This window comes from Caballeronia grimmiae, from assembly GCF_000698555.1.
Taxonomy (GTDB): Bacteria; Pseudomonadota; Gammaproteobacteria; order Burkholderiales; family Burkholderiaceae; genus Caballeronia; species Caballeronia grimmiae.
The window spans coordinates 88,811-111,040 of the sequence record NZ_JFHE01000005.1 but is presented as its reverse complement, the minus strand read 5'-3'; the positions used below and the strand labels follow the sequence as shown (position 1 = coordinate 111,040).

At 61.3% G+C, this 22,230-nt stretch carries 22 protein-coding genes; all 22 read right to left on the bottom strand.

From position 1 onward, the window contains the following. Position 1 precedes the first annotated feature (1 nt). The 22 genes from BG57_RS08250 to BG57_RS08150 all read right to left on the bottom strand — a co-directional run bounded on the left by BG57_RS08250 (position 2) and on the right by BG57_RS08150 (position 22,225). Positions 2–427 carry a F0F1 ATP synthase subunit epsilon gene (locus BG57_RS08250; protein ID WP_035962143.1) on the bottom strand — a complete coding sequence of 142 codons (426 nt, stop codon included), beginning with the start codon at positions 425–427 and terminating at the stop codon, positions 2–4. 91 nt (positions 428–518) lie between these two features. Next, a complete protein-coding gene (gene atpD / locus BG57_RS08245; protein WP_035962142.1) occupies positions 519–1,913 on the bottom strand; it encodes a F0F1 ATP synthase subunit beta in 1,395 nt (464 codons plus the stop codon). Between the two features lie 41 nt (positions 1,914–1,954). Then, positions 1,955–2,839, bottom strand: coding sequence for a F0F1 ATP synthase subunit gamma (gene atpG, locus BG57_RS08240; protein WP_035962140.1), 885 nt, complete (start codon positions 2,837–2,839; stop codon positions 1,955–1,957). A gap of 62 nt (positions 2,840–2,901) precedes the next feature. Further along, complete coding sequence (gene atpA / locus BG57_RS08235; RefSeq protein ID WP_035962138.1) at positions 2,902–4,443, bottom strand: F0F1 ATP synthase subunit alpha; 1,542 nt, start codon at positions 4,441–4,443, stop codon at positions 2,902–2,904. 57 nt (positions 4,444–4,500) lie between these two features. Then, positions 4,501–5,043 (bottom strand): F0F1 ATP synthase subunit delta, encoded by a 543-nt coding sequence (locus BG57_RS08230; RefSeq protein ID WP_035962136.1) that lies wholly within the window; start codon positions 5,041–5,043, stop codon positions 4,501–4,503. A 2-nt stretch (positions 5,044–5,045) separates the two neighbouring features. Further along, the gene (locus tag BG57_RS08225) at positions 5,046–5,516 is read right to left on the bottom strand and encodes a F0F1 ATP synthase subunit B (protein WP_035962134.1); all 471 of its coding nucleotides are present in this window, start codon (positions 5,514–5,516) and stop codon (positions 5,046–5,048) included. 138 nt (positions 5,517–5,654) lie between these two features. Further along, on the bottom strand, positions 5,655–5,921 hold the full coding sequence (atpE, locus tag BG57_RS08220; protein WP_035962415.1) for a F0F1 ATP synthase subunit C: 267 nt from the start codon (positions 5,919–5,921) through the stop codon (positions 5,655–5,657). Between the two features lie 90 nt (positions 5,922–6,011). After that, positions 6,012–6,863, bottom strand: a complete 852-nt coding sequence (atpB, locus tag BG57_RS08215) for a F0F1 ATP synthase subunit A (RefSeq protein WP_035962133.1) — start codon at positions 6,861–6,863, stop codon at positions 6,012–6,014. Positions 6,864–7,043: 180 nt separating this feature from the next. Further along, positions 7,044–7,568 (bottom strand): ATP synthase subunit I, encoded by a 525-nt coding sequence (locus tag BG57_RS08210; RefSeq protein ID WP_152562543.1) that lies wholly within the window; start codon positions 7,566–7,568, stop codon positions 7,044–7,046. 283 nt (positions 7,569–7,851) lie between these two features. Then, a complete protein-coding gene (locus tag BG57_RS08205) occupies positions 7,852–8,988 on the bottom strand; it encodes an SLC13 family permease (protein WP_035962131.1) in 1,137 nt (378 codons plus the stop codon). A gap of 14 nt (positions 8,989–9,002) precedes the next feature. Beyond that, positions 9,003–9,908: a ParB/RepB/Spo0J family partition protein gene (locus BG57_RS08200; protein WP_035962130.1), complete on the bottom strand. Its 906-nt coding sequence runs from the start codon at positions 9,906–9,908 to the stop codon at positions 9,003–9,005. Next, positions 9,905–10,720, bottom strand: coding sequence for a ParA family protein (locus BG57_RS08195; RefSeq protein ID WP_052005669.1), 816 nt, complete (start codon positions 10,718–10,720; stop codon positions 9,905–9,907). Before BG57_RS08195 ends, BG57_RS08200 begins: the two co-directional genes overlap by 4 nt. A 60-nt stretch (positions 10,721–10,780) precedes the next feature. Then, a complete protein-coding gene (gene rsmG / locus BG57_RS08190; protein WP_035962127.1) occupies positions 10,781–11,431 on the bottom strand; it encodes a 16S rRNA (guanine(527)-N(7))-methyltransferase RsmG in 651 nt (216 codons plus the stop codon). After that, positions 11,428–13,383 carry a tRNA uridine-5-carboxymethylaminomethyl(34) synthesis enzyme MnmG gene (gene mnmG, locus BG57_RS08185; protein ID WP_035962125.1) on the bottom strand — a complete coding sequence of 652 codons (1,956 nt, stop codon included), beginning with the start codon at positions 13,381–13,383 and terminating at the stop codon, positions 11,428–11,430. The genes rsmG and mnmG overlap by 4 nt, the downstream gene beginning before the upstream one ends. 153 nt (positions 13,384–13,536) lie before the next feature. Next, positions 13,537–14,286: an ABC transporter ATP-binding protein gene (locus BG57_RS08180; RefSeq protein ID WP_035962123.1), complete on the bottom strand. Its 750-nt coding sequence runs from the start codon at positions 14,284–14,286 to the stop codon at positions 13,537–13,539. Further along, complete coding sequence (locus BG57_RS08175; protein WP_075583102.1) at positions 14,283–16,067, bottom strand: branched-chain amino acid ABC transporter ATP-binding protein/permease; 1,785 nt, start codon at positions 16,065–16,067, stop codon at positions 14,283–14,285. Before BG57_RS08175 ends, BG57_RS08180 begins: the two co-directional genes overlap by 4 nt. Before the next feature lie 4 nt (positions 16,068–16,071). Then, positions 16,072–17,127, bottom strand: a complete 1,056-nt coding sequence (locus tag BG57_RS08170) for a branched-chain amino acid ABC transporter permease (protein WP_035962119.1) — start codon at positions 17,125–17,127, stop codon at positions 16,072–16,074. A 142-nt stretch (positions 17,128–17,269) separates the two neighbouring features. Then, on the bottom strand, positions 17,270–18,442 hold the full coding sequence (locus BG57_RS08165) for an ABC transporter substrate-binding protein (protein WP_035962117.1): 1,173 nt from the start codon (positions 18,440–18,442) through the stop codon (positions 17,270–17,272). A 239-nt stretch (positions 18,443–18,681) separates the two neighbouring features. Further along, positions 18,682–19,848: an ABC transporter substrate-binding protein gene (locus tag BG57_RS08160; RefSeq protein ID WP_035962115.1), complete on the bottom strand. Its 1,167-nt coding sequence runs from the start codon at positions 19,846–19,848 to the stop codon at positions 18,682–18,684. Further along, positions 19,826–20,038: a hypothetical protein gene (locus BG57_RS32455; protein WP_152562542.1), complete on the bottom strand. Its 213-nt coding sequence runs from the start codon at positions 20,036–20,038 to the stop codon at positions 19,826–19,828. The genes BG57_RS08160 and BG57_RS32455 overlap by 23 nt, the downstream gene beginning before the upstream one ends. 331 nt (positions 20,039–20,369) lie before the next feature. Then, positions 20,370–21,341 carry a branched-chain amino acid ABC transporter permease gene (locus tag BG57_RS08155; protein WP_035962411.1) on the bottom strand — a complete coding sequence of 324 codons (972 nt, stop codon included), beginning with the start codon at positions 21,339–21,341 and terminating at the stop codon, positions 20,370–20,372. Beyond that, entirely contained in the window at positions 21,341–22,225 is an 885-nt protein-coding gene (locus BG57_RS08150) for a branched-chain amino acid ABC transporter permease (protein WP_035962113.1), read from the bottom strand. The genes BG57_RS08155 and BG57_RS08150 overlap by 1 nt, the downstream gene beginning before the upstream one ends. Between the last annotated feature and the right edge of the window lie 5 nt (positions 22,226–22,230).

Sequence of the window (22,230 nt, the reverse complement as noted above, 5' to 3'; positions counted from 1 at the left end):
CTTAGTGCTTCGCGTGCGCCTTGCGCAGACGCTGAATTGCTGCAATCTGAGCTGCCGCGTACGCCAGTTCCGCTTGCGCGGTGGCGTATTCCAGCTCGGAAGTGTTGTTCTGCAACGCTTCCTCGGCGCGCTTTTTCGCTTGCTCGGCCTTCGCTTCGTCGAGATCGGCGCCGCGGATGGCGGTATCCGCGAGCACGGTCACGATGCCCGGCTGAATCTCGAGAATCCCGCCGGCGACGAACACGAACTCTTCCGAGCCGTCTTCCGCCTCGATGCGAACCGCGCCCGGACGAATGCGCGTGATGAGCGGCGTGTGACCCGGCAGAATGCCCAGCTCACCGGATTCGCCCGGCAGCGCGACGAACTTCGCCTGGCCCGAGAAGATTTGCTCTTCCGCGCTAACGACGTCTACTTTGATGGTTGCCATTTATGTCGACTCCAAGCCGAGGGTCAGTGTCATCCGTGGACGTCAGCGCGCGTGTGAAAACGCGGCTGGCGTCCGCCCGAAGAACCCGACCTTACTGGATCTTCTTGGCCTTTTCGAAGGCTTCGTCGATCGTGCCGACCATGTAGAACGCCTGCTCCGGCAGATGATCGCACTCGCCTTCGACGATCATCTTGAAGCCGCGAATGGTTTCCTTCAGCGGCACGTACTTGCCCGGCGAGCCCGTGAACACTTCAGCAACGTGGAACGGCTGCGACAGGAAACGCTGGATCTTGCGAGCGCGCGCGACCGACAGCTTGTCTTCCGGCGACAGTTCGTCCATGCCCAGAATCGCGATAATGTCGCGCAGTTCCTTGTAGCGCTGCAGCGTCTGCTGAACGCCGCGCGTGATCGAATAGTGCTCTTCGCCGATCACGTTCGGGTCGATCTGACGCGAGGTCGAATCGAGCGGGTCCACAGCGGGGTAGATACCGAGCGATGCGATGTCACGCGACAACACGACGGTTGCGTCCAGGTGGCCGAAGGTCGTAGCCGGCGACGGGTCGGTCAAGTCGTCCGCAGGGACGTACACGGCCTGAACCGACGTGATCGAGCCCGTCTTGGTCGACGTGATGCGCTCTTGCAGCTTGCCCATTTCTTCAGCCAGCGTCGGCTGATAGCCCACTGCCGAAGGCATACGGCCGAGCAGTGCGGACACTTCCGTACCCGCCAGCGTGAAGCGGTAGATGTTGTCGACGAAGAACAGCACGTCGAGGCCTTCGTCACGGAAGTGCTCGGCCATCGTCAGGCCGGTCAGCGCGACGCGCAGACGGTTGCCCGGCGGCTCGTTCATCTGGCCGTACACCAGCGCGACCTTGTCCAGAACGTTCGAGTCCTTCATTTCGTGATAGAAGTCGTTCCCTTCACGGGTACGCTCACCCACACCCGCGAACACGGAGTAACCGCCGTGTTCCTTCGCGATGTTGTTGATGAGTTCCATCATGTTCACGGTCTTGCCCACGCCTGCACCGCCGAACAGACCCACCTTGCCGCCCTTTGCGAACGGGCAGATCAGGTCGATAACCTTGATGCCCGTTTCGAGCAGTTCGGTCGACGGCGACAGTTCGTCGAACGACGGCGCAGCCTGGTGGATCGAGCGCAGATTCGCGCTTTCAATCGGGCCTGCTTCGTCGATCGGACGGCCGAGCACGTCCATGATGCGGCCGAGCGTCGGCTTGCCGACCGGCACGCTGATGGGCTTGCCGGTGTTCTTGACCATCGTGCCGCGGCGCAAGCCGTCCGATGCACCCAGACAGATGGTGCGAACCACGCCGTCGCCCAGCTGCTGCTGGACTTCGAGCGTCAGTTCGGTGCCTTCCAGAATGAGCGCGTCGTAGATTCTCGGCATTTGCGCACGCGGAAATTCCACGTCGATAACGGCGCCGATGCACTGTACGATCTTGCCTTCTACCAAAGCAGTAGTACTCATCGCATTTCCTTTAGATACTGTGTTCTTTCACGCGGTCAAGCTCAGACCGCAGCGGCGCCGCCGACGATTTCCGACAATTCTTTCGTAATCGCGGCCTGGCGGCTCTTGTTGTAGACGAGCTGCAGTTCGTTGATCACGGTCTTCGCGTTGTCGGACGCGGCCTTCATCGCGACCATCCGCGCCGACTGTTCCGACGCCATGTTTTCCGCGACCGCCTGATACACGAGCGCTTCGACGTAGCGCACGAGCAGGTCGTCCACCACGGTCTGAGCGTCCGGCTCGTAGATGTAATCCCACGACGTCTTCGGCGTCTCGCCGTCCGCGCTCTTCTGGTTGAGGTCGTCAACCGACAGCGGCAGCAATTGCTCGATCACCGCTTCCTGCTTCATCGTATTGACGAAGCGCGTGTACGCCAGGTACACCGCGTTGATCTTGCCTTCCGAATACAGGTCGAGCTGCACCTTGATCGCGCCGATCAGCTTTTCCAGATGCGGCGTATCGCCCAGTTGCGTGACTTGCGACACGACCTTGGCGCGCAGCCGGTTCAGGAAGCCGAGCCCCTTGCCGCCAATAGCCGACGCCTCGACGGACACGCCGCTCTGGTCCAGCTCTTTGATCTTGGCCAGCGACGCACGCAGGATGTTCGTGTTCATGCCGCCGCACAGACCCTTGTCGGTCGTGACGAGGATCAGGCCGGCCGTCTTCGCGCCCTCGTTCGTCACCATGAACGGGTGACGATACTCGGGGTTCGCTGCGCTCATGTGCGCGGCGATTGCGCGGACCTTGTCGGCATACGGACGGGCGGAACGCATGCGCTCCTGGGCGCGGCGCATCTTCGATGCGGCGACCATTTCCATCGCTTTCGTGATCTTGCGCGTGTTTTGAACGCTCTTGATCTTGCCGCGAATTTCCTTCATTCCAGCCATTGCTTACTCCTTGATCGAAGCCGCGCGGCGCTTTCACACCGCGCGTTGCTCCTCTGTCCCGATCAATAAGCGCCCGACTTCTTGAAGTCCTTCAGCGCGGCATGCAGTGCGCCTTCGTCGTCCTTCGACAAGTCTTTGTTGTCTTCGATGCGCTTAATCAGATCGGCATGGCTCGTCTTCAGGTATTCGCGCAGGCCCTTTTCGAACGGCAGGACTTGCGAGACTTCCAGATCGTCGAGATAGCCGTTGTTGGCCGCGAACAGCGCCACCGACAGTTCCCACACCTGCAGCGGCTGATACTGCGGCTGCTTCAGCAGTTCCGTCACGCGGCGGCCGCGTTCCAGCTGCTTGCGGGTGGCTTCGTCGAGGTCCGACGCAAACTGGGCGAACGCCGCCAGTTCACGATACTGCGCGAGGTCGGTACGAATACCGCCCGACAGCTTCTTCACGACCTTGGTCTGAGCCGCACCGCCGACGCGCGACACCGACACGCCCGCGTTGATCGCAGGGCGGATACCGGCGTTGAACAGGTCGGTTTCCAGGAAGATCTGGCCATCGGTAATCGAAATCACGTTCGTCGGAACGAACGCGGTCACGTCGCCGGCCTGGGTTTCAATGACCGGCAGCGCCGTCAGCGAACCGCTCTTGCCCTTCACTTCGCCGTTGGTGAACTTCTCGACGTACTCTTCCGAGACGCGAGCAGCACGCTCGAGCAGACGCGAGTGCAGATAGAACACGTCACCCGGATACGCTTCACGGCCCGGCGGACGGCGCAGCAGCAGCGAGATCTGGCGATACGCCCACGCTTGCTTGGTCAAGTCGTCATAGACGATCAGCGCGTCCTGGCCGCGGTCGCGGAAGTATTCGCCCATCGTGCAGCCGGCGTACGGTGCGAGGTATTGCATCGCAGCCGATTCCGAAGCCGAAGCCGCCACGACGATGGTGTAAGCCATCGCGCCGGTTTCTTCGAGCTTGCGCACCACGTTCATGATCGACGATGCCTTCTGGCCGATCGCGACGTAGATACAGAAAAGGTCCTTGCCCTTCTGGTTGATGATCGCGTCGACAGCCACGGCGCTCTTGCCGCACTGACGGTCGCCGATGATCAGCTCGCGCTGGCCACGGCCGATCGGCACCATTGCGTCGATCGACTTGAGACCCGTCTGCACCGGCTGCGACACCGACTTACGCCAGATCACGCCCGGGGCGATCTTTTCGATCGCGTCGGTCATCTTCGCGTTGACCGGACCCTTGCCGTCGATGGGGTTGCCCAGTGCATCGACCACGCGGCCGATCAGTTCCGGACCCACCGGCACTTCGAGAATGCGGCCCGTCGTCTTGACGATGTCGCCTTCCGTGATGTGCTCGTACTGACCGAGAATAACGGCGCCGACCGAGTCGCGCTCGAGGTTCAGCGCGAGGCCGAAGGTGTTGCCCGGGAATTCGAGCATTTCGCCCTGCATCACGTCCGACAGGCCGTGGATACGAACGATACCGTCGGTCACGGAGATCACGGTGCCCTGGTTGCGAACGTCCGCGCTCGCTTCAAGGCCCTGGATCCGGCTCTTGATCAGCTCGCTGATCTCAGAGGGATTGAGTTGCATTATTCGCTCCTGATAGTCAATTCTGTTGCGTGCCAGCTAAGGCGCTTCCGGGAAGCGTCAGGCGGTCAGAGCCGTCTGCATGCTGGCGAGGCGCGCGCGGACCGAGGTATCGAGCACTTCGTCGCCGACCGTTACGCGAACGCCGCCGATCAGCGACTGATCGATTTCGACGATCGGCTTCAGCTTGCGCTCGAACTTGCGTTCGAGGCTTGCGACCAAGTCGTTCAACTGTGCGCCTTCGAGGGGGAACGCGCTGACGATATGCGCGTCGGCCGCACCTTCACGGGCGTTCTTCAGCTCGTCGAACTGGACGGCGATTTCCGGCAGCAGCGGCAGACGATGATTCTCTACCAGCATGCGCACGAAATTCTTCGCCTGAGCACTGCTCTGAGCCAGCGGCGACTTCACCGCGGCGAGCAGCAAGTCCGTGATCTGCTCGCGGCTGACCTTCGGGCTCGAGGCGACCGTCTCCACTTCGGGCAGACGCGCAACCTGTGCCAGCTCCTCGACGAAGGTGGACCAGACCGCGAGATCGCCGGTTTCGGCCACGCGGAACAGCGCTTCTGCGTAAGGACGAGCGATGGTTGCAAGTTCGGCCATGATCAGAGCTCGGTTTTGAGTTGATTCAGCAGATCGGCGTGAGCCTTCTGATCGACTTCGCGCTTCAGAATTTGCTCGGCGCCCTTGACGGCCAGCGCGGCGACTTCGGCGCGCAGTGTTTCGCGAGCCTTGACGACTTGCTGGTCGGCGTCCGCCTTGGCTTGCGCGACGATGCGCGCAGCTTCCGCGTGAGCATTGGCCTTGATTTCGTCGGCGACGGCAGCCGCCCGCTTTTCGGCGTCAGCGATACGCTGCTGACCGTCATTGCGTGCCTGGGCGAGTTCCTGGTCGACGCGCTTGTGCGCAGCTTCGAGTTCCGCCTTGCCCTTGTCGGCGGCGGCGAGGCCGTCGGCAATCTTTTTCGAGCGCTCGTCGAGGGCGTTGATCAACGGCGGCCACACGAACTTCATCGTGAACCACGCGAGGATCAGAAACACGACCATTTGCGCAAACAGGGTTGCGTTGAGATTCACGGTGTTTCCTTAAACGTTGCTTTTCGGGAGAGTGAAACGGTTAAAAGGCGCTAACCGGCTGTTGTGCTCGATCAGCGCCTCACCGTTCCGCTTTGCGTCGTGTCCAAAAAATCAGACGCAGCACACTTCCGAGTAACCTCAGCCGAGACGTGCGAGCAGCGGGTTCGCGAACGCAAACAGCATTGCCACACCAACGCCGATCAGGAACGCCGCGTCGATCAGACCAGCCAACAGGAACATCTTGGTCTGCAGCGGGTTCATCAGTTCAGGCTGACGAGCGCAAGCCTCGATGTACTTGCCGCCCATCAGACCGATACCGATACAGGCGCCGATTGCACCCAGGCCGATGATGATGCCGATACCGACGGCGGTCAGACCCTGGATGTTGGCGATGAAAGCTTGCATGATCACTCCTTTGATTAAAGACTTTGGAACTTGATTTATAAAAATTGAAACTTAGAACCGTTGGCGATTCCGAACTGCCGCAATGCCGCGTTAATGCGTGTCATGAGCCTGGCCGATATACACCAGCGTCAGCATCATGAAGATGAAAGCCTGCAGAAACACGATCAGGATGTGGAAAATCGCCCAGACCGTACCCGCGACCACGTGGCCGATAAAGCCAAGTACAGAGGCGTCCGCGCCGAAATGCCACATGCTGCCGAGCAATGCGATAAGCAGGAACAGCAGTTCGCCCGCGTACATGTTGCCGAACAGCCGCATGCCGAGCGACACAGTCTTGGCCACGAACTCGATGATGTTCAGCGCAAGGTTCGGAATCCACAAGACCGGATGCGCGCCGAACGGAGCGGACAGCAGTTCGTGCACGAAGCCGCCGGCGCCCTTGATCTTGAAGTTGTAGTAGATCATCAGAATGAACACCCCCAGCGCAATGCCGATGGTGCCGTTAAGGTCGGCCGTCGGAACGATGCGGTGATGGGGCACGACGTTCTCGAGACCCAGCCAGCCGATCACGCGGCCAGGCAAGTCCACGGGGATGAAGTCGAGCGAGTTCATCAGGGCGACCCAGACGAACACGGTCAGTGCGAGCGGAGCGATGAAGCGGCGGTTGCCGTGGATCATCGACTTCGACTGGTCTTCGACCATTTCCACGAGCATTTCGATGGCGCACTGGAAGCGGCCGGGAACACCGGACGTCGCCTTACGCGCCGCGAGGCCGAGGATGATGATGGTCAAGAGGCCACACAGAATGGACCAGAACAGCGTGTCCAGATTCCAGACGTGGATGTCGAAAATCGACGTCTGGTGGTCCGTGGAAAGATTCTGCAAGTGGTGCGCAATGTACTCGGACGGATCCAGAGCGTGCGTTCCTTCGCTAGCTGCCATATCGTTAAAGCCACCCAAATTGTCAAAAATCTTTCGACGCCTGCCGCTCCGAGCCGCCGCTTCGCGTTGCGGCTCCAGGGCGGAAGGCCCGTGTGCGGAACACGCTCCGCACATATGTATGCTAGTGGCAGCTCTGCCGTCCCGCACTTACCTGGGAGGTCATCGCCGCACGTTGCTGCGTCACCGCAGAGCCATTGCGATCCAGTACGCCTTCAACGCGACGATGTACGTGACGAGCAGCGGCAGCCACAGCGCACTCTTGTACCAGAACGCGACCGCGACGAACATAGCAATCGTCGCTCCCATCTTGACCGCTTCGCCGATCATCCAGCTCATGATCGTCTCGGCGCCTGTCTTCGCTTGCAGGCGCGCCGCAAACAAGGCGGCGGGCAGCCAGCAGATCGCTCCTCCCAGAAAGGCGGACAGCGCAGCATCTCCCGGCGGCTTGTAAAACAGCCACCACAGTAGCGTCGCACCCAGGGACAAAACCATTTGCGCTGCCACGACCTTGAACGGCGTGACACGCGATGGACGACTCACTTCGGGTCCAAACAGCTCTTCTGCCTGATCCCGCGTGAGCGGAACGATATTGTTATCTTGCGCTTCGGCCTCCCACGAGTCGTCCGACGAACTGCGTGGCTGGTTCCCGGTGGCGTTGGTGTCGCCGGTTGAGCGAGCGCTGACTTGCATGTTTCGTTCGCGCATTTGCTTCGCGTTTTGCTCGAGACTCGCGCGGTGTGCTCTCGCGCCGTCTCCGAGCCCTCAACCGAGAGAACCGAGAGTCCGGAAAATCACCCTGCGCTTTCGACGCGCTTTCGAGGTGGCCTAGCTGTTAAATCCGGGCGATTGTAAGCGATTGTTGTCACGGATTCAATAGTTTAGGTGTGTCAAAAGCCAAGCAGACGGAGCTTAAAAATTGGTCTCGAAAGCGAGATTTTTCTTGTGACTGCAAGCAGATTTTCAGAATTGACCCGATGCGCGCGAGGCATCAGACAAGCGCCCAGCCGATCACTGCGGCGGCGATCCAGAATGGAATCGAGACGATGTGGAAACGCATCCACATGGCCTTTTCGCCGGACAGGCGAACCGCGATGAGATTCGCGAGCGAACCGATCGCCACGCCGAAGCCGCCGACGCTCACGCCGAATGCAAGCGCCCGCCAATCCTTCGAGAACTCGGCGAGCACGATCGTAGCGGGGACGTTGCTGATGCCTTGCGACAGCACCGCGCCGGCAGCAAACGCGCGCGCAGGTGACTGAATGCCGATATGCGCGATCGCGCCGTGAACCGACGGCAACGCCGCCGCACTGCGCAGCACGATGAACATCAGCACGAAGATGAGCAGCAGCAGCCAGTCGATCTTCAGCACGATTTCCCGCCGCCATAACAGGAAACCAACGGCGACCGCCGCAAGCCCCGGCCCCGCATGATGTGCATCCGCGAGCGCGACGAACGCCGCAAACGCCACTGCGCTGACGCCGCACAGCACGCGGTCCACGGAATGCGCTTCGACATCGCCCGACAGGTCGAGCGGCGTGGCGCGGAACATCACGAACGTGACCGCTGCGAGCAGCGCCATCAGCGCCGCGCATAGCGGCAATAGCGCCCAGACGAACGCGCCGAACGAAACGCCGCTCGTCTGCCAGAGGAACAGATTCTGAGGATTCCCAAGCGGCGTCAGAATCGACCCGGCGTTCACAGCCAGCGCAATCACGATCACGAGCCGTTTCATCGGCAGCGGCGCGAGCTTGTTCAGCGACAGCGCGAGCGGCACGACGGCGAATAGCGCGACATCGTTCGTCAGCACGGTCGACAAAGCAGCCGCCAGCGCGACGAGAAACAGCGCAAGCCCGCGCTCGCCGTGGATGTGATGCACGAGCCGATGCGCGGCCCACATCAGGAATCCTGAATATTCGATCGCCTTGGTCAGGATGAGCAAGCCCGCCAGCGTCAGCACCGTCTGCCAGTCGACGAGACCCGGCAGCGACATCCACGGACGAGGCCGCGCCAGTTGCAACAGCACGAGCGCCGCAACAAGTATCGCGAGAACCGGCTCCTTGCAGACGGTTCTCCAGACGCGCGTCAGCACATCGGGCTGAACGCCCTTCGCGTTGTATTCGGACAAGGTGGGCCGTGCGGTCAGACGGCCGGCGCCGGCGTTTCGACGTTGCTGCCGCGCAGCTTCGTCAGAATGCCTTCCAGCGCGTCGAGGTTGCCGAAGTCGATCGTGACCTTCCCACGGCCCCTGCCGCCCAGCTTGATCTTGACGCTGGCCGCAAGCAGGTCCGACAGTTCTTCTTCGAGGCGTCGCGTATCGCGGCCGCCGTCGTTGGCGGGACGCGCCTTGGTGGCGGGCGCCTGCTTCAACGTCGCCGCGACGAGGCGCTCCGTTTCGCGCACCGACAGACGCCGGTTCACGACGTGATTCGCCAATTGAATCTGCGTGGCGGCATCGACGGCGAGCAGCGCGCGCGCGTGGCCCATGTCGAGATCGCCCGCGAGCAGCATCGTTTGGACAGGGGTGGCGAGATTCAACAAGCGCAGCAGATTCGATACCGCGCTGCGCGAGCGGCCAACAGCTTCCGCTGCCTGCTCGTGCGTGAACGTGAACTCGTCGAGCAGACGCTGAATGCCCTGCGCCTCTTCCAGCGGGTTCAAGTCCTCTCGCTGGATGTTCTCGATCAACGCCATCGCGGCGGCTGCCTGATCGGGCACGTTCTTCACAAGCACGGGCACTTCTTCCAGCCCGGCCAGGCGCGCGGCGCGGAACCGCCGCTCGCCCGCGATGATTTCATACTGCTGATCGCCGACCGAGCGCACGAGAATCGGCTGCATGAGGCCCTGCGCGCGGATACTGGCCGCAAGCTCCTGCAGCGCGCCTTCGTCCATGCGCGTGCGAGGCTGATACTTGCCGGCTTGCAGCTTGTCGAGCGACAAAACTGTCGGCGTGCCCTCACCGCGCACGGCTTCCGTGATATCCACGCTACCGCCGAGCAATGCGTCGAGGCCGCGGCCAAGACCCTTCTTCTTCATCACAGCGCTCATTTCGGTTCCTCCGTCGGCGTTTCCTGCCGCATCGAATGGGGTTGCAGCGCGCGGACGCGCTCGATCATCTCAGTGCCGAACTGGATATACGCCTGGGCGCCGCGGGACGACTTGTCGAACACGACGCCCGGCAGCCCGTAACTCGGCGCCTCGGCAAGGCGCACGTTGCGCGGAATCACGACATCGAAGACTTTGTCGCCGAAATGCGACTTCAACTGATCGGACACTTGTTGCTGTAGCGTGATTCGCGGGTCGAACATCACGCGCAGCAAACCGATTACCTTGAGGTCCCGGTTCAGGTTGGCGTGAATTTGTTTAATTGTGTTGACGAGGTCCGACAGCCCTTCCAGCGCGAAATACTCGCATTGCATCGGGATGACGACGCCGTGCGCGGCGCACAGCGCGTTCAATGTGAGCAGCGAGAGCGCTGGCGGGCAATCGATAAGCACGAAGTCATAGTCGTCTTCTATATCGGCAATGGCAGCGCGAAGAATGCGCTCACGGTTCTCCATCGAAACCAATTCGACTTCGGCGCCGGCCAGTTCACGGTTTGCCGGGAGGACGTCGTATCCGACCGCATCCGGCCGCACGCGCGCTTCGCGCAGAGTGACGCCATCGACGAGCACTTCGTACACCGTGCTCTCGCATGCTGCTTTGTCGACGCCGCTACCCATCGTCGCGTTACCCTGCGGGTCGAGGTCGATCAACAAAACGCGCTGTCCGAGCCCGGCGAGACTGGCCGCGAGGTTGACCGCAGTCGTCGTCTTTCCAACGCCGCCCTTCTGATTTGCGACGCAGAAGATTTTTGCCATCGTTAGTGTCCTCGTTTCTTCGCTGTCAGAAGATCAGCATGGCTGAGTCGTTGCGGGCGCTCAGGCATCGAAGGCGACTTCGATCAGGTGCCGTTCAGCGTCGAGCATCGGCACCATCAACCGTTCGACGCCCACGACGGTCACGCCGGCAGGCAAGCGTGAGATTTCCGCGTCCGGCCGGATGCCTTTCATCGCGAGAATGCGACCGTTCTCGGCAACTAGATGACGCGCAAGTGTAACGAAATCCGCGAGATCTGCGAATGCGCGCGACACAATTGCGTCGAATTTTTCCGGTACTTCGACGCCCGGCGACAGGCTCTCGACGCGGCCAGTGACGACGGAAATATTGGACAGACCCAGATGCGCCTTCGCCTGCGATTGAAACGCGGTCTTTTTGTGAACGATGTCGTTCAGCGTGACGCGGACCTGCGGCAGCGCGATCGCGATCACGATGCCCGGCAATCCGCCGCCCGAGCCGACATCCAGTACCGTCGAAGCACCGCGCGCCTGGATCGCCGGGACGATGGCCAGCGAGTCCAAAATGTGCTGAATCAGCATCTGCTTCGGATCGCGGATCGCCGTCAGGTTGTAGACGGCGTTCCACTTTCCAAGCAGCGCAACGTAATCGAGCAATTGCTGCTTCTGCCCTGCCGACAGCGCGACGCCCAGCTGCGCAGCGCCATCGTCCAACATCGTTGCCAAGTCGGTCATTGGGCCGCCGTTGTGGTTGCTGCGGAACCATCGGCTTGCTTGCCGCGTCGTCCGAGGCCACGCTTGAGATGCACCATGAGAAGCGAAATTGCCGCTGGCGTGATGCCCGATATCCGCGATGCCTGCCCAATCGTCTCCGGCCTATGCTGCGACAGCTTCTGTCGCGCTTCGAAGGAAAGGCCGCGCACTTCGCTATAGTCGATGCCTTCGGGCAAGCGGGTGTTTTCCTGCGCACCGTTGCGAACGATTTCGTCCGCTTGGCGATCGATATAGCCCTGATACTTCACGCCAATTTCAATCTGTTCCTTGATCTGCGCGAGCAGCACAGGATCGTCGGCTAGCGGTGCTTCTGGTCCGCACTGCCCGTCGCGCAGCGCGCAAATGCCGTCGTACGAAACGCCGGGACGACGCAACAGATCGGCCAAGCTGTATTCATGGTCGATGGGTTTGCCCAGCAACGCCGTCGCTTCTTCTGCGGCCAGCGTCTTGGGGTTCACCCAAGTCGAACGCAGTCGCTCTGTTTCACGTGAAACACCGTCGCGCTTGCGATTGAATTGGTCCCAGCGCAGATCGTCGATCACGCCGAATTCGCGCCCGACTTCAGTCAGACGCATGTCGGCGTTATCTTCACGCAGCGAGAGTCGATATTCCGCGCGGCTCGTGAACATGCGATACGGCTCGGAAACGCCGCGCGTCACGAGGTCATCCACCAGAACGCCGAGATAAGCCTGATCGCGACGCGGCGACCACGCGTCCTTGCCCTGAACCTGCAAGCCCGCGTTGATCCCTGCCAACAATCCTTGCGCAGCCGCTTCCTCGTACCCGGTTGTCCCGTTGATCTGCCCGGCGAAGAACAGTCCACTGATCGCCTTCGTTTCCAGCGACGCCTTCAGCGCGCGGGGATCAAAATAATCGTATTCGATCGCGTAGCCCGGGCGCAGGATATGAGCGTGCTCAAGTCCGCGCATGGAGCGAACGAGATTCAGTTGAACGTCAAACGGCAAACTCGTGGAGATACCGTTGGGGTAGAACTCATTCGTTGTCAGCCCTTCCGGCTCGAGGAAGATTTGATGCGCGTCCTTCGACGCGAATCGGTGGATCTTGTCCTCGATTGACGGACAGTAGCGCGGCCCAACACCCTCAATGACACCGGTGTACATCGGCGAACGATCCAGCCCCGAACGGATGATGTCGTGTGTCTGTGTGTTGGTATGCGTCACCCAGCACGGTACTTGCCGCGGATGCTGCTCGACGCGTCCGAGAAACGAGAACACCGGAATCGGATCGAGATCGCCCGGTTGCTCTTCCAGCTGCGAAAAATCGATGGTACGACCGTCAATTCTCGGTGGTGTGCCGGTCTTCAAGCGGCCTTGCGGAAGCTTCAACTCCTTCAGACGCGCTGATAAAGACACTGCAGCCGGATCGCCCGCGCGTCCACCGACGTAGTTATTCAGGCCAACGTGAATCTTCCCGTCGAGGAAAGTACCGGCTGTCAACACGACGGCACGCGCCCGAAAGCGCAGGCCTACCTGCGTGACCGCACCGACGACGCGATCGCCCTCCACCATCAGGTCGTCGACCGCTTGCTGGAACAGCCAGAGGTTCGGCTGGTTTTCGAGCCGATGGCGAATCGCCTGCTTATAGAGCAGCCGGTCAGCCTGCGCACGCGTGGCCCGCACTGCCGGCCCCTTGGACGAGTTGAGTACCCGAAATTGGATGCCCGATTCGTCCGTTGCGGCCGCCATAGCGCCGCCGAGCGCGTCGACTTCCTTAACGAGATGGCCTTTGCCGATGCCGCCAATCGACGGATTGCAGCTCATCTGCCCGAGCGTCTCGATATTGTGCGTCAAGAGAAGCGTCTTGCAGCCCATTCGTGCGGATGCAAGGGCCGCCTCGGTGCCAGCGTGACCGCCGCCAACGACGATCACATCAAATTCTGTGGGATAAAGCATTGGAATTTCGTGTGCGAACGACACGAACCTGGAGATGGAATATCGCAGAATTATATCGGTTTCCGCTACGGCTCGAATCGCGTCGCTTGGACGGCGCGAAAAAAATGGCGTGTTTCACGTGAAACACGCCACTGTGCCCCAACATCGGACCGTTTAAACCGCCTTTTTTGCTAGTCCCAGATAGGTCTCGATGACTTGCGGATTATGCTGAAGCTCTTCCGCCCTGCCTTCGAGCGCGACTTCGCCAGTTTCCAGCACATAGCCATAGTCAGAGATTTGCAGCGCGGCTCGGGCATTCTGTTCGATCAGCAGCGTCGCCACGCCGGTTTGCCGCAGCGCGCTGATGATGTGAAATATCTCCTTAACGATCAGCGGTGCGAGGCCCAAGCTCGGCTCATCAAGCATAAGCAGTTGCGGCTTGCCCATTAACGCACGTCCAACGGCCAGCATTTGCCGCTCGCCACCAGAGAGGGTGCCGGCCCCCTGCTTCCGGCGCTCTTTGAGACGCGGAAATAGCTCGAAGACGTGATCGAGCTGGTCGAGAAAGTTACGCTCCCCGGCGCGCTTCCGTCGATAGGCGCCCAACACGAGATTGTCCTCAACCGCCATCGACGAGAAAAGCTCGCGCTTCTCCGGCACGAGGCACATGCCACGTGCGACGCGACGCTCGATAGCCAGCGCCGACACATCTTCACCGACGTACTGAACATTTCCTTTCGCGTGCCCTGTCTGCGGCAGCGCCCCCATGATGGCGTTGAGCAGCGTCGATTTCCCCGCCCCATTGGGGCCGATGACCGATACGATCTGCCCGGCCCCCACTGTCAGCTTGGCGCCGTGCAACGCTTCAACTTTCCCGTAACGCACGGACAAGCCGCTGACTTCAAGAATCGGTCCGTTCATCATTCCACCCCGCCCAAATACGCTTCGAGAACCGCTGGATTCTTTTGCACTTCCTTAGGCAAGCCCTCCGCGATCTTCGTCCCGAACTCCATCACGACGAGCCGATCCGTGAGATTCATCACGAAATCCATGTCGTGTTCAACCAGCAGAATGCTCATACCCTCGGCGCGCAGTTTACGGAGCAAGTCTGCGAGTTGCTGCTTTTCCTGATAACGCAGGCCCGCAGCCGGTTCATCGAGAAGCAACAGCGTCGGATCACAGCAAAGCGCGCGCGCGATTTCAAGAATGCGTTGCTGACCGAGCGCGAGGCTACCCGCCTCGCTATAAAGATGCTTCTCCAGTCCGACGCGCACGATCTGCTTCGCGGCTTCGGCCATTAGCCGAGCTTCCTCTGCCGCATTGAGACGAGCGATGCTTCGCCACACGCCGGTCTTCCCACGCAGATGCGCGCCTATGGCAACGTTCTCGAGCACGGTCATCCCCGGCAGCATCTTGACGTGCTGAAACGTCCGCCCGATACCGCGCTTTACGATCTGACGCGACGTCAGCTTGTCGATGCGTTCGCCGTGAAAAGTGATCGCGCCGCTCGTGGCCTGGAGAACACCCGTCACGAGGTTGAAGGTCGTTGACTTGCCTGCGCCGTTCGGACCGATCAGCCCAATGATTTCCCCCGCTTTGACATCGAAACTGACGTCGTTCACGGCGACAAGGCCGCCGAACTGCTTGCGCGCCTTATCGACGGTCAGAAGCGGCGCGCCTGCGACAGGTTTGCTGCGCTGCGGCAACGCCTCGCCGTGCTCCGGTACATGCGCTCGCGGACCGCGCGGAAAAAGCCGCGCGACGAAGGGCCAAACGCCCTGCCGCGCGTACTGGAGTAGCAGCACCATCACGACGCCAAACACGATGATCTCGAAATTCCCGTTTGCGCCAAGCAGCTTCGGTAGCAGCGTCTGCAGGTAGTCCTGCAAAACGGTGAGGATCGTCGCACCGAGAATCGCACCCCAGACATGCGAAACGCCGCCCACCACGGCCATAAACAGGAATTCGATGCCGTGGTTCAGCCCGAACGGCGTCGGGTTGACCGCGCGCTGCAGGTGCGCATAAAGAAAGCCGGAAATCGCCGCAAGAACCGCGGCGTATATGAAGATCACGACGCGCATCCACGCCGTGTTTACGCCCATCGCCTCGGCCATGATGCCACCGCCGCGTAGCGCGCGAATCGCGCGGCCGGGTCGACTATTAAGCAAATTCTGAACAGATATCACCGCGAGCAACACCACGACCCAGATCAGGTAGTAGATGCTTCGCCCCGATTCGAGCTGCCAGCCGAAAAGATTGAGCACCGGAATGCCGTTGATGCCGTCGTATTTGCCCAGCAGTTCCATGTTGCCGAACAGATAGAACAGCGACAGTCCCCACGCGATGGTCCCAAGCGGCAGGAAGTGGCCGGATAGCCGCATCGTGATCAGCCCGAGCAGCAGCGCGATGAACGCCGTGAGCACCACGCCCGCGATCAACGCGATCCAGGGCGAGACGCCGAATCGCGTCGTCAGGAACGCGGTGGCGTACGCGCCGACGCCTACGAACGCCGCCTGCCCGAAGCTCGTCATGCCGCCGATGCCCGTCAGCAGCACCAGCCCGATCGCCACGATCGAATAAAGCCCGATGTAGTTGAGCAGCGTGATCCAGTACTCCGGCACCGCGACCGCGCCCGGCAGCACGGGCAAAGCGAAGACCACGACGAGAAACAGCCACAAAAATCCATATCGATGTAGGAATGTCATCCGATTACTCCTCGTCTTCGTCCGAATGCGGGCTCGCCAGGCTTCGCCACAGCAGCACCGGAATGATCAGCGTGAAGACGATGACCTCTTTGTAAGCACTCGCCCAGAACGACGAATAGGACTCGAGCAAGCCGACCAGCAGCGACCCCGCCGCCGCGAGCGGATAACTCACCAGGCCGCCGACGATCGCGCCGACGAATCCCTTCAGACCGATCAGGAAGCCCGAGTCGTAGTAGATGGTCGTAATCGGCGCGACAAGCACGCCGCACAGCGCGCCGAGGCCCGCCGCCAGCGTGAAGGCCAGCCGCCCAGCCTGGGTAGTGCCGATGCCGACGAGCCGTGCTCCCAGCCGATTCACCGACGTTGCCCGCAGCGCCTTGCCGGAGATCGAGCGATCGAAGTAGAAGTACAGCGCCGCGATCAGCACGACAGCCGTGCCCACCACCCACAGGCTTTGCCCCGAAATCGACACGCTGCCGATGTTGAAGTTGGCGTCCGAAAACGCCGTCGTGCGCGAGCCTTCCGCGCCGAACATGACGAGCCCGAGGCCGACCATCGCGAAGTGCACCGCGACCGCGACGATCAGCAGCAGCAGCGTGCTCGCCTCCGCGATCGGCTCATACGCGAGCCGGTAGACGAACGGTCCCATCGGCACGACGATCAGCAGCGTCAGCGCGATCTGCGCGATCATCGGCAGCGGCTGCGCGAACACGGCTTGCGTGATGCCCCACACAGCGAGCGGAAACAACAGGTACTTGCCCGCGAGCACGGCAAGCAGGCGGCCGATCTGGTGATAGCGCCCGGGATGCCGCGCGATCGATACGCTCTCGGCGATGAAACAACCCACGCCCATCGCGATCAGCAGAAAGCACGTCGCGGGCAGCTTCTGCGTCTGAAGCGCGGCGAGCGTGAGTGCGCCGTACGCGACGAATTCGCCTTGCGGAATAAAAATGACGCGTGTCACGGAGAACACGAGCACCAGGGCGAGCGCGAGCAAGGCGTAGATCGCTCCCGTCGTGATGCCGTCTTGCGCGAGAATCGCCGCAATCGATAAGTCCATACTTCCTCTTGTGAGCTACCTGAAATCTGCGGACCGTCAGAGTCCGTGGAACATGGGAAAAGCGGCGCACCATCGGCGCGCCGCTTCCCTATCTTGAAAATCGGAGACGGGGACGCTCAGGAATCGCTGCGTCCCGCGTCGGTCAGTCGTTCAGCAGCTTCCACTTGCCGTCGACGATCTGCACCATCACGCGCGCGCGGTCGTCGAAGCCGTTGTGATCGCTCGGCGTCGTGTTCATGATGCCGTGCGCGACCGGCAGATCCTTCAGGCTCTCGAGCGCGGCGCGCAGCGCTTCGCGGAATTCGGGCGTGCCGGGCTGCGCCTTCTTCAGCGCCTCGGGAATCGCGCGTGCGAGCATCTGACCGGCATCCCATGCGTGACCGCCGAAGGTCGACAGCGAACCCGCGCCGTTGGCCTTCTCGTACGCGTCCTTGTAGGCCGCCGACGACTTCTTCACCGGATTGCTGTCCGGCAGTTGCTCGGTCACGAGCACCGGACCGGCAGGCAGAATCTCACCTTCGCAGTCCTTGCCGCACACGCGCAGGAAGTCGTTGTTCGCCACGCCGTGCGTCTGATAGACCTTGCCCTTGTAGCCGCGCTCCTTCAACGCCTTCGCCGGCAACGCCGACGGCGTGCCCGCGCCCGCGATCAGCACCGCATCCGGGTTCGCGCCCATCGTCTTCAGCACTTGCCCCGTGACGGACGTATCCGTGCGGTTATAGCGTTCGTTCGTGACGATCTTCAGCTTGTGCGCCGAGGCTGCCGCGTTGAAGACGTTGTACCAGCCGTCGCCGTACGCATCCGCGAAGCCGATGAAACCCACGGTTTTCACGCCGTGCTTCTCCATATAGCCGGCGATCGCGTCAGCCATGAGCGCGTCGTTTTGCGGCGTCTTGAACACCCACGCGCGCTTGCTGTCCATCGGCGCGATGATCGCGGCGGAGGCGGCCATCGAGATCATCGGCGTCTTCGCGCTCGATGCCGCATCGATCATCGCGAGCGAATTCGGCGTGACGGTCGAGCCGATGATCGCGTCCACGTGATCCTCGTCGATCAGCTTGCGCGTATTCTGCACGGCGCGGCTCGTGTCGGAGCCATCGTCGAGCACGATGTATTGCACCGACTTCCCGCCGATTTCCTTTGGTAACAGCGCGACGGTATTTTTCTCGGGAATCCCAAGCGATGCCGCCGGCCCCGTCGCCGATAACGTCACGCCGATCTTCACCTGTGCGAATACCGCACTCGTCCTGAAAACCGCGCTGCCGGCGATGGCAAGCGCGATGCTTTTGCTAACCCATGATTTCTTCGTTTTCATTGCTCGTCTCCAAACGCGACTGTGCTGCTGCGAGTATTTGTCGATGCGGCCTGCCAGAGGCGCACTCAATCTATTTACCGCGTTACACCATGCCTAGGCTCGTTTTCCCTGACCGTCGATGACAGTCGCCCAGTTCATCCGCGAGGCTTTGCGCCCTCTTCTTTCCACTTCCGCACAACAAAAAAGGCGCGTTCGTTGCAACGCGCCTTTGATGTCAGAATCGATTCACATATCGCTGTTCAGTTGGCCGACAACTTCCACTTGCCGCCCACGATCTCGACCATCACGCGCGCCCGCTGATCCAGCCCGGAGTGATCGTTCGCGCTCATGTTGAAGATGCCATGCGACGCCGGCAGATTCTTCGTCTCTTCGATGGCCGCGCGCAACGCCTCCCGGAACGCCGGCGTGCCCGGTTGGCCCTTCTTCAGCGCGATGGGTATCGCACGTTGAAGAATGAGGCCCGCGTCCCATGCGTGACCGCCGAACGTCGACACCGAACCCGCGCCGTAAGCGCCTTCATACGCCTTCTTATAAGTGAGCGCGGCCTGCTTCACCGGATTGCTGTCAGGCAACTGCTCGGCCACGAGCAACGGACCCGCTGGCAAGAACGTGTTCTCGCAGTCCTTTCCGCATACGCGGAGAAAGTCGTTATTGGCGACGCCGTGCGTCTGATAGAGCTTGCCCTTGTATCCGCGCTCCTTGAGCGTCTTCTGCGGCAGCGCGGCGGGTGTACCCGCGCCGGCGATCAACACCGCGTCAGCGTTCTGCGACATCATCTTCAGGACCTGGCCGGTCACCGAAGCATCGTTGCGTGCAAAGCGCTCGTTCGCGACGACCTTCACCTTCGCCAGATCCGCCGCCTTTGAGAATTCCTTGAACCAGCTCTCGCCATACGCATCCGAGAAGCCGATGAAGGCAACCGTCTTCACGCCATGATTGGCCATGTGCTGTGCGATGGCCGTCGCCATGAGGATGTCGTTCTGCGGCGTCTTGAAGACCCACGCGCGCTTGCTGTCCATCGGTTCGACGATGCTGGCCGCGGCGGCCATCGAGATCATCGGGGTGCTGGTCTCGGCGGCGATGTCGATCATCGCGAGCGAATTAGGAACGACTGTGGAACCGATGAGCGCATCGACGTGATCTTCGCTCGTGAGCTTGCGCGCGTTCTTGACGGCTTGCGTGGAATCCGTGGCGTCGTCGAGCACGATGTATTGCACCTTTTGTCCCGCGACTTCCTTCGGCAATAACGCGAAGGTGTTTTTCTCCGGAATACCGAGCGATGCGGCCGGGCCTGTCGCCGATACCGTGACGCCTATTTTCACGTCCGCCCAAACTTGCGTGCTTAAAACCGCTGCCATTCCCGCAATCGCCATAGCGACCGCTTTACCGCGCAATGCCCACTTCATTGATTTGCACCCCGTAAATCGTCAGTTCGAATTGAAGTCTTGCCGGATGATTCTTTGCTTCGAAGCCCGCGGATTTATTTATGTCGCGAATCGCCGACCAGCGGGTCGGGAAATGCAGTTTAGCGGAGGCAAGCGCCGCCCAGCAAGCGTTTTGAAGGGCTTGCGGCAGGCTGCGTGAGGCGTAGCGCACGCCCCGCCATGCTGTTGGATGTCCCGCCTGGATTATCTGTCTGGTGAATCGCGCGATCGCGATACGTATTATCGGCGGACAAATAAAAAAGCGCTGTTGGAGTCATCCAACAGCGCTTCCGATTTGGGCACTTTGTGCCTCATGTCTCCTCGTTCTCCACCTCAAAAATTCGGGTGCAACAGAACTAGACGCATAGTAATGTCGTGACCGATTAGCGACAACCTAGCATTTACCCTAGTGGTGCATGCAGGCACCTCAAAGGGGCGCGTTAATTGCCGTTAATCAAGCCTTCGCATTGGCATAGTCCTTTCGGTATTCCAACTAAATTGCCTCAGCCCTGCAACGGCCGAATCCGCGCGACGATCTCCCCCACGATGCCGCGGCGAAACGCCAGCACGCACGCAATGAAGATCACCCCCGTCACGATCGTCACCGATTCGCCGAGCGACTGGAACCACGCAACGCCCGTGAGCTTCGCGATGCCCGTGCCGATATCGCCGAGCCGGTCTTCCAGCGCCACGATGATCGCAGCGCCCAGCAGCGGCCCGAACATCGTGCTCATGCCGCCGACGAGCGTCATCAGCACGACGAGGCCGGACATGGTCCAGTAGGCATCGCCGAGTGTTTCGAAGCCGAGCACGAGCGTCTTCGTCGCGCCCGCGAGACCCGCAAGCCCTGCCGACAGCACGAACGCAAGCAGCTTGTAGCGCGCGGTGTCGTAGCCGAGCGATATGGCGCGCGGCTCGTTCTCCTTGATCGCGATCAGCACCTGCCCGAACGGCGAATGCACGATGCGCACGATGAGCGCGAACGCGAGCAGCATCACCAGCAGCACGACGTAGTAGAGCGTAACGTCGTTGCTCAGGCTCACGATGCCGAACAGCTTGCCGCGCGGCACGCCTTGCAGCCCGTCTTCGCCGTGCGTGAACGGCGCTTGCAGGAACACGAAGTAGACCATCTGCGCGAGCGCGAGCGTGACCATCGCGAAGTAGATACCCTGACGGCGAATCGCCAGCAGGCCGACGACCAGACCCAGCAGCGTCGCGACCGCCGTGCCGGCAAGCACGCCCAGCTCCGGCGTGAAGCCGAGCGTCTGGATCGCGTACCCGGCCGTGTAGCCTGCGCTCGCCAGGAACATCGCGTGCCCGAACGAGAGCAGTCCCGTATAGCCGATCAGCAGATTGAACGCCGCCGCGAACAGCGCAAAGCACAGCACTTTCATCATGAAGACCGGATACACGCCCGCGAACGGCGCGATGACCAGGGCGATCAGCAACAGGACGTATAGCGCTTTTCTCTGCATCATTTTTCCTTGCCGAAGAGCCCTGCCGGACGCACGAGCAGCACGAGCGCCATGATGACGAAGACGACCGTCGCGGACGCTTCCGGATAGAACACGCGCGTGAAGCCTTCGATCACGCCGAGCAGCAGGCCCGTGAGAATCGAGCCCATGATCGACCCCATTCCGCCGATCACGACGACGGCGAACACGGTGATGATCATCGACTGCCCCATCAGCGGGGATACCTGGATGACCGGCGCGGCCAGCACGCCCGCGAATGCCGCCAGCGCGACGCCGAAGCCGTAGGTCAGCGTGATCATCAGCGGCACGTTGACGCCGAACGCCTCGACGAGCTTCGGGTTCTCCGTGCCCGCGCGCAAGTAGGCGCCGATTCGCGTCTTCTCGATGACGAACCACGTCGCGAAGCACACGATCAGCGACGCGACGACGACCCACGCGCGATAGTTCGGCAGGAACATGAAGCCGAGGTTCGTCGCACCGGACAAAAGCGATGGCACGTCATACGGCTGCCCCGACGAACCATAGATGGAGCGGAACACGCCTTCGATCACGAGCGTGAGGCCGAACGTGAGCAGCAAGCCGTAGAGATGGTCGAGCTTGTAGAGCCAGCGCAGCATCGAACGTTCGATGAAGACGCCGAGCACGCCGACGATGACGGGCGCGAGCACGAGCATCGCCCAATAGGGAACGTTGAAGTACGAGTAGCCCATCCACGCGAGCATCGCGCCCAGCATGAAGAGCGCGCCATGCGCGAAGTTGATGACGTTGAGCAAGCCGAAGATCACCGCGAGCCCGAGACTCAGGATCGCGTAGAACGATCCGTTCACCAGTCCGAGCAGCAGCTGGCTCATCATGGCGGCGAGCGGTATGCCGAATATTTCCATTGAAC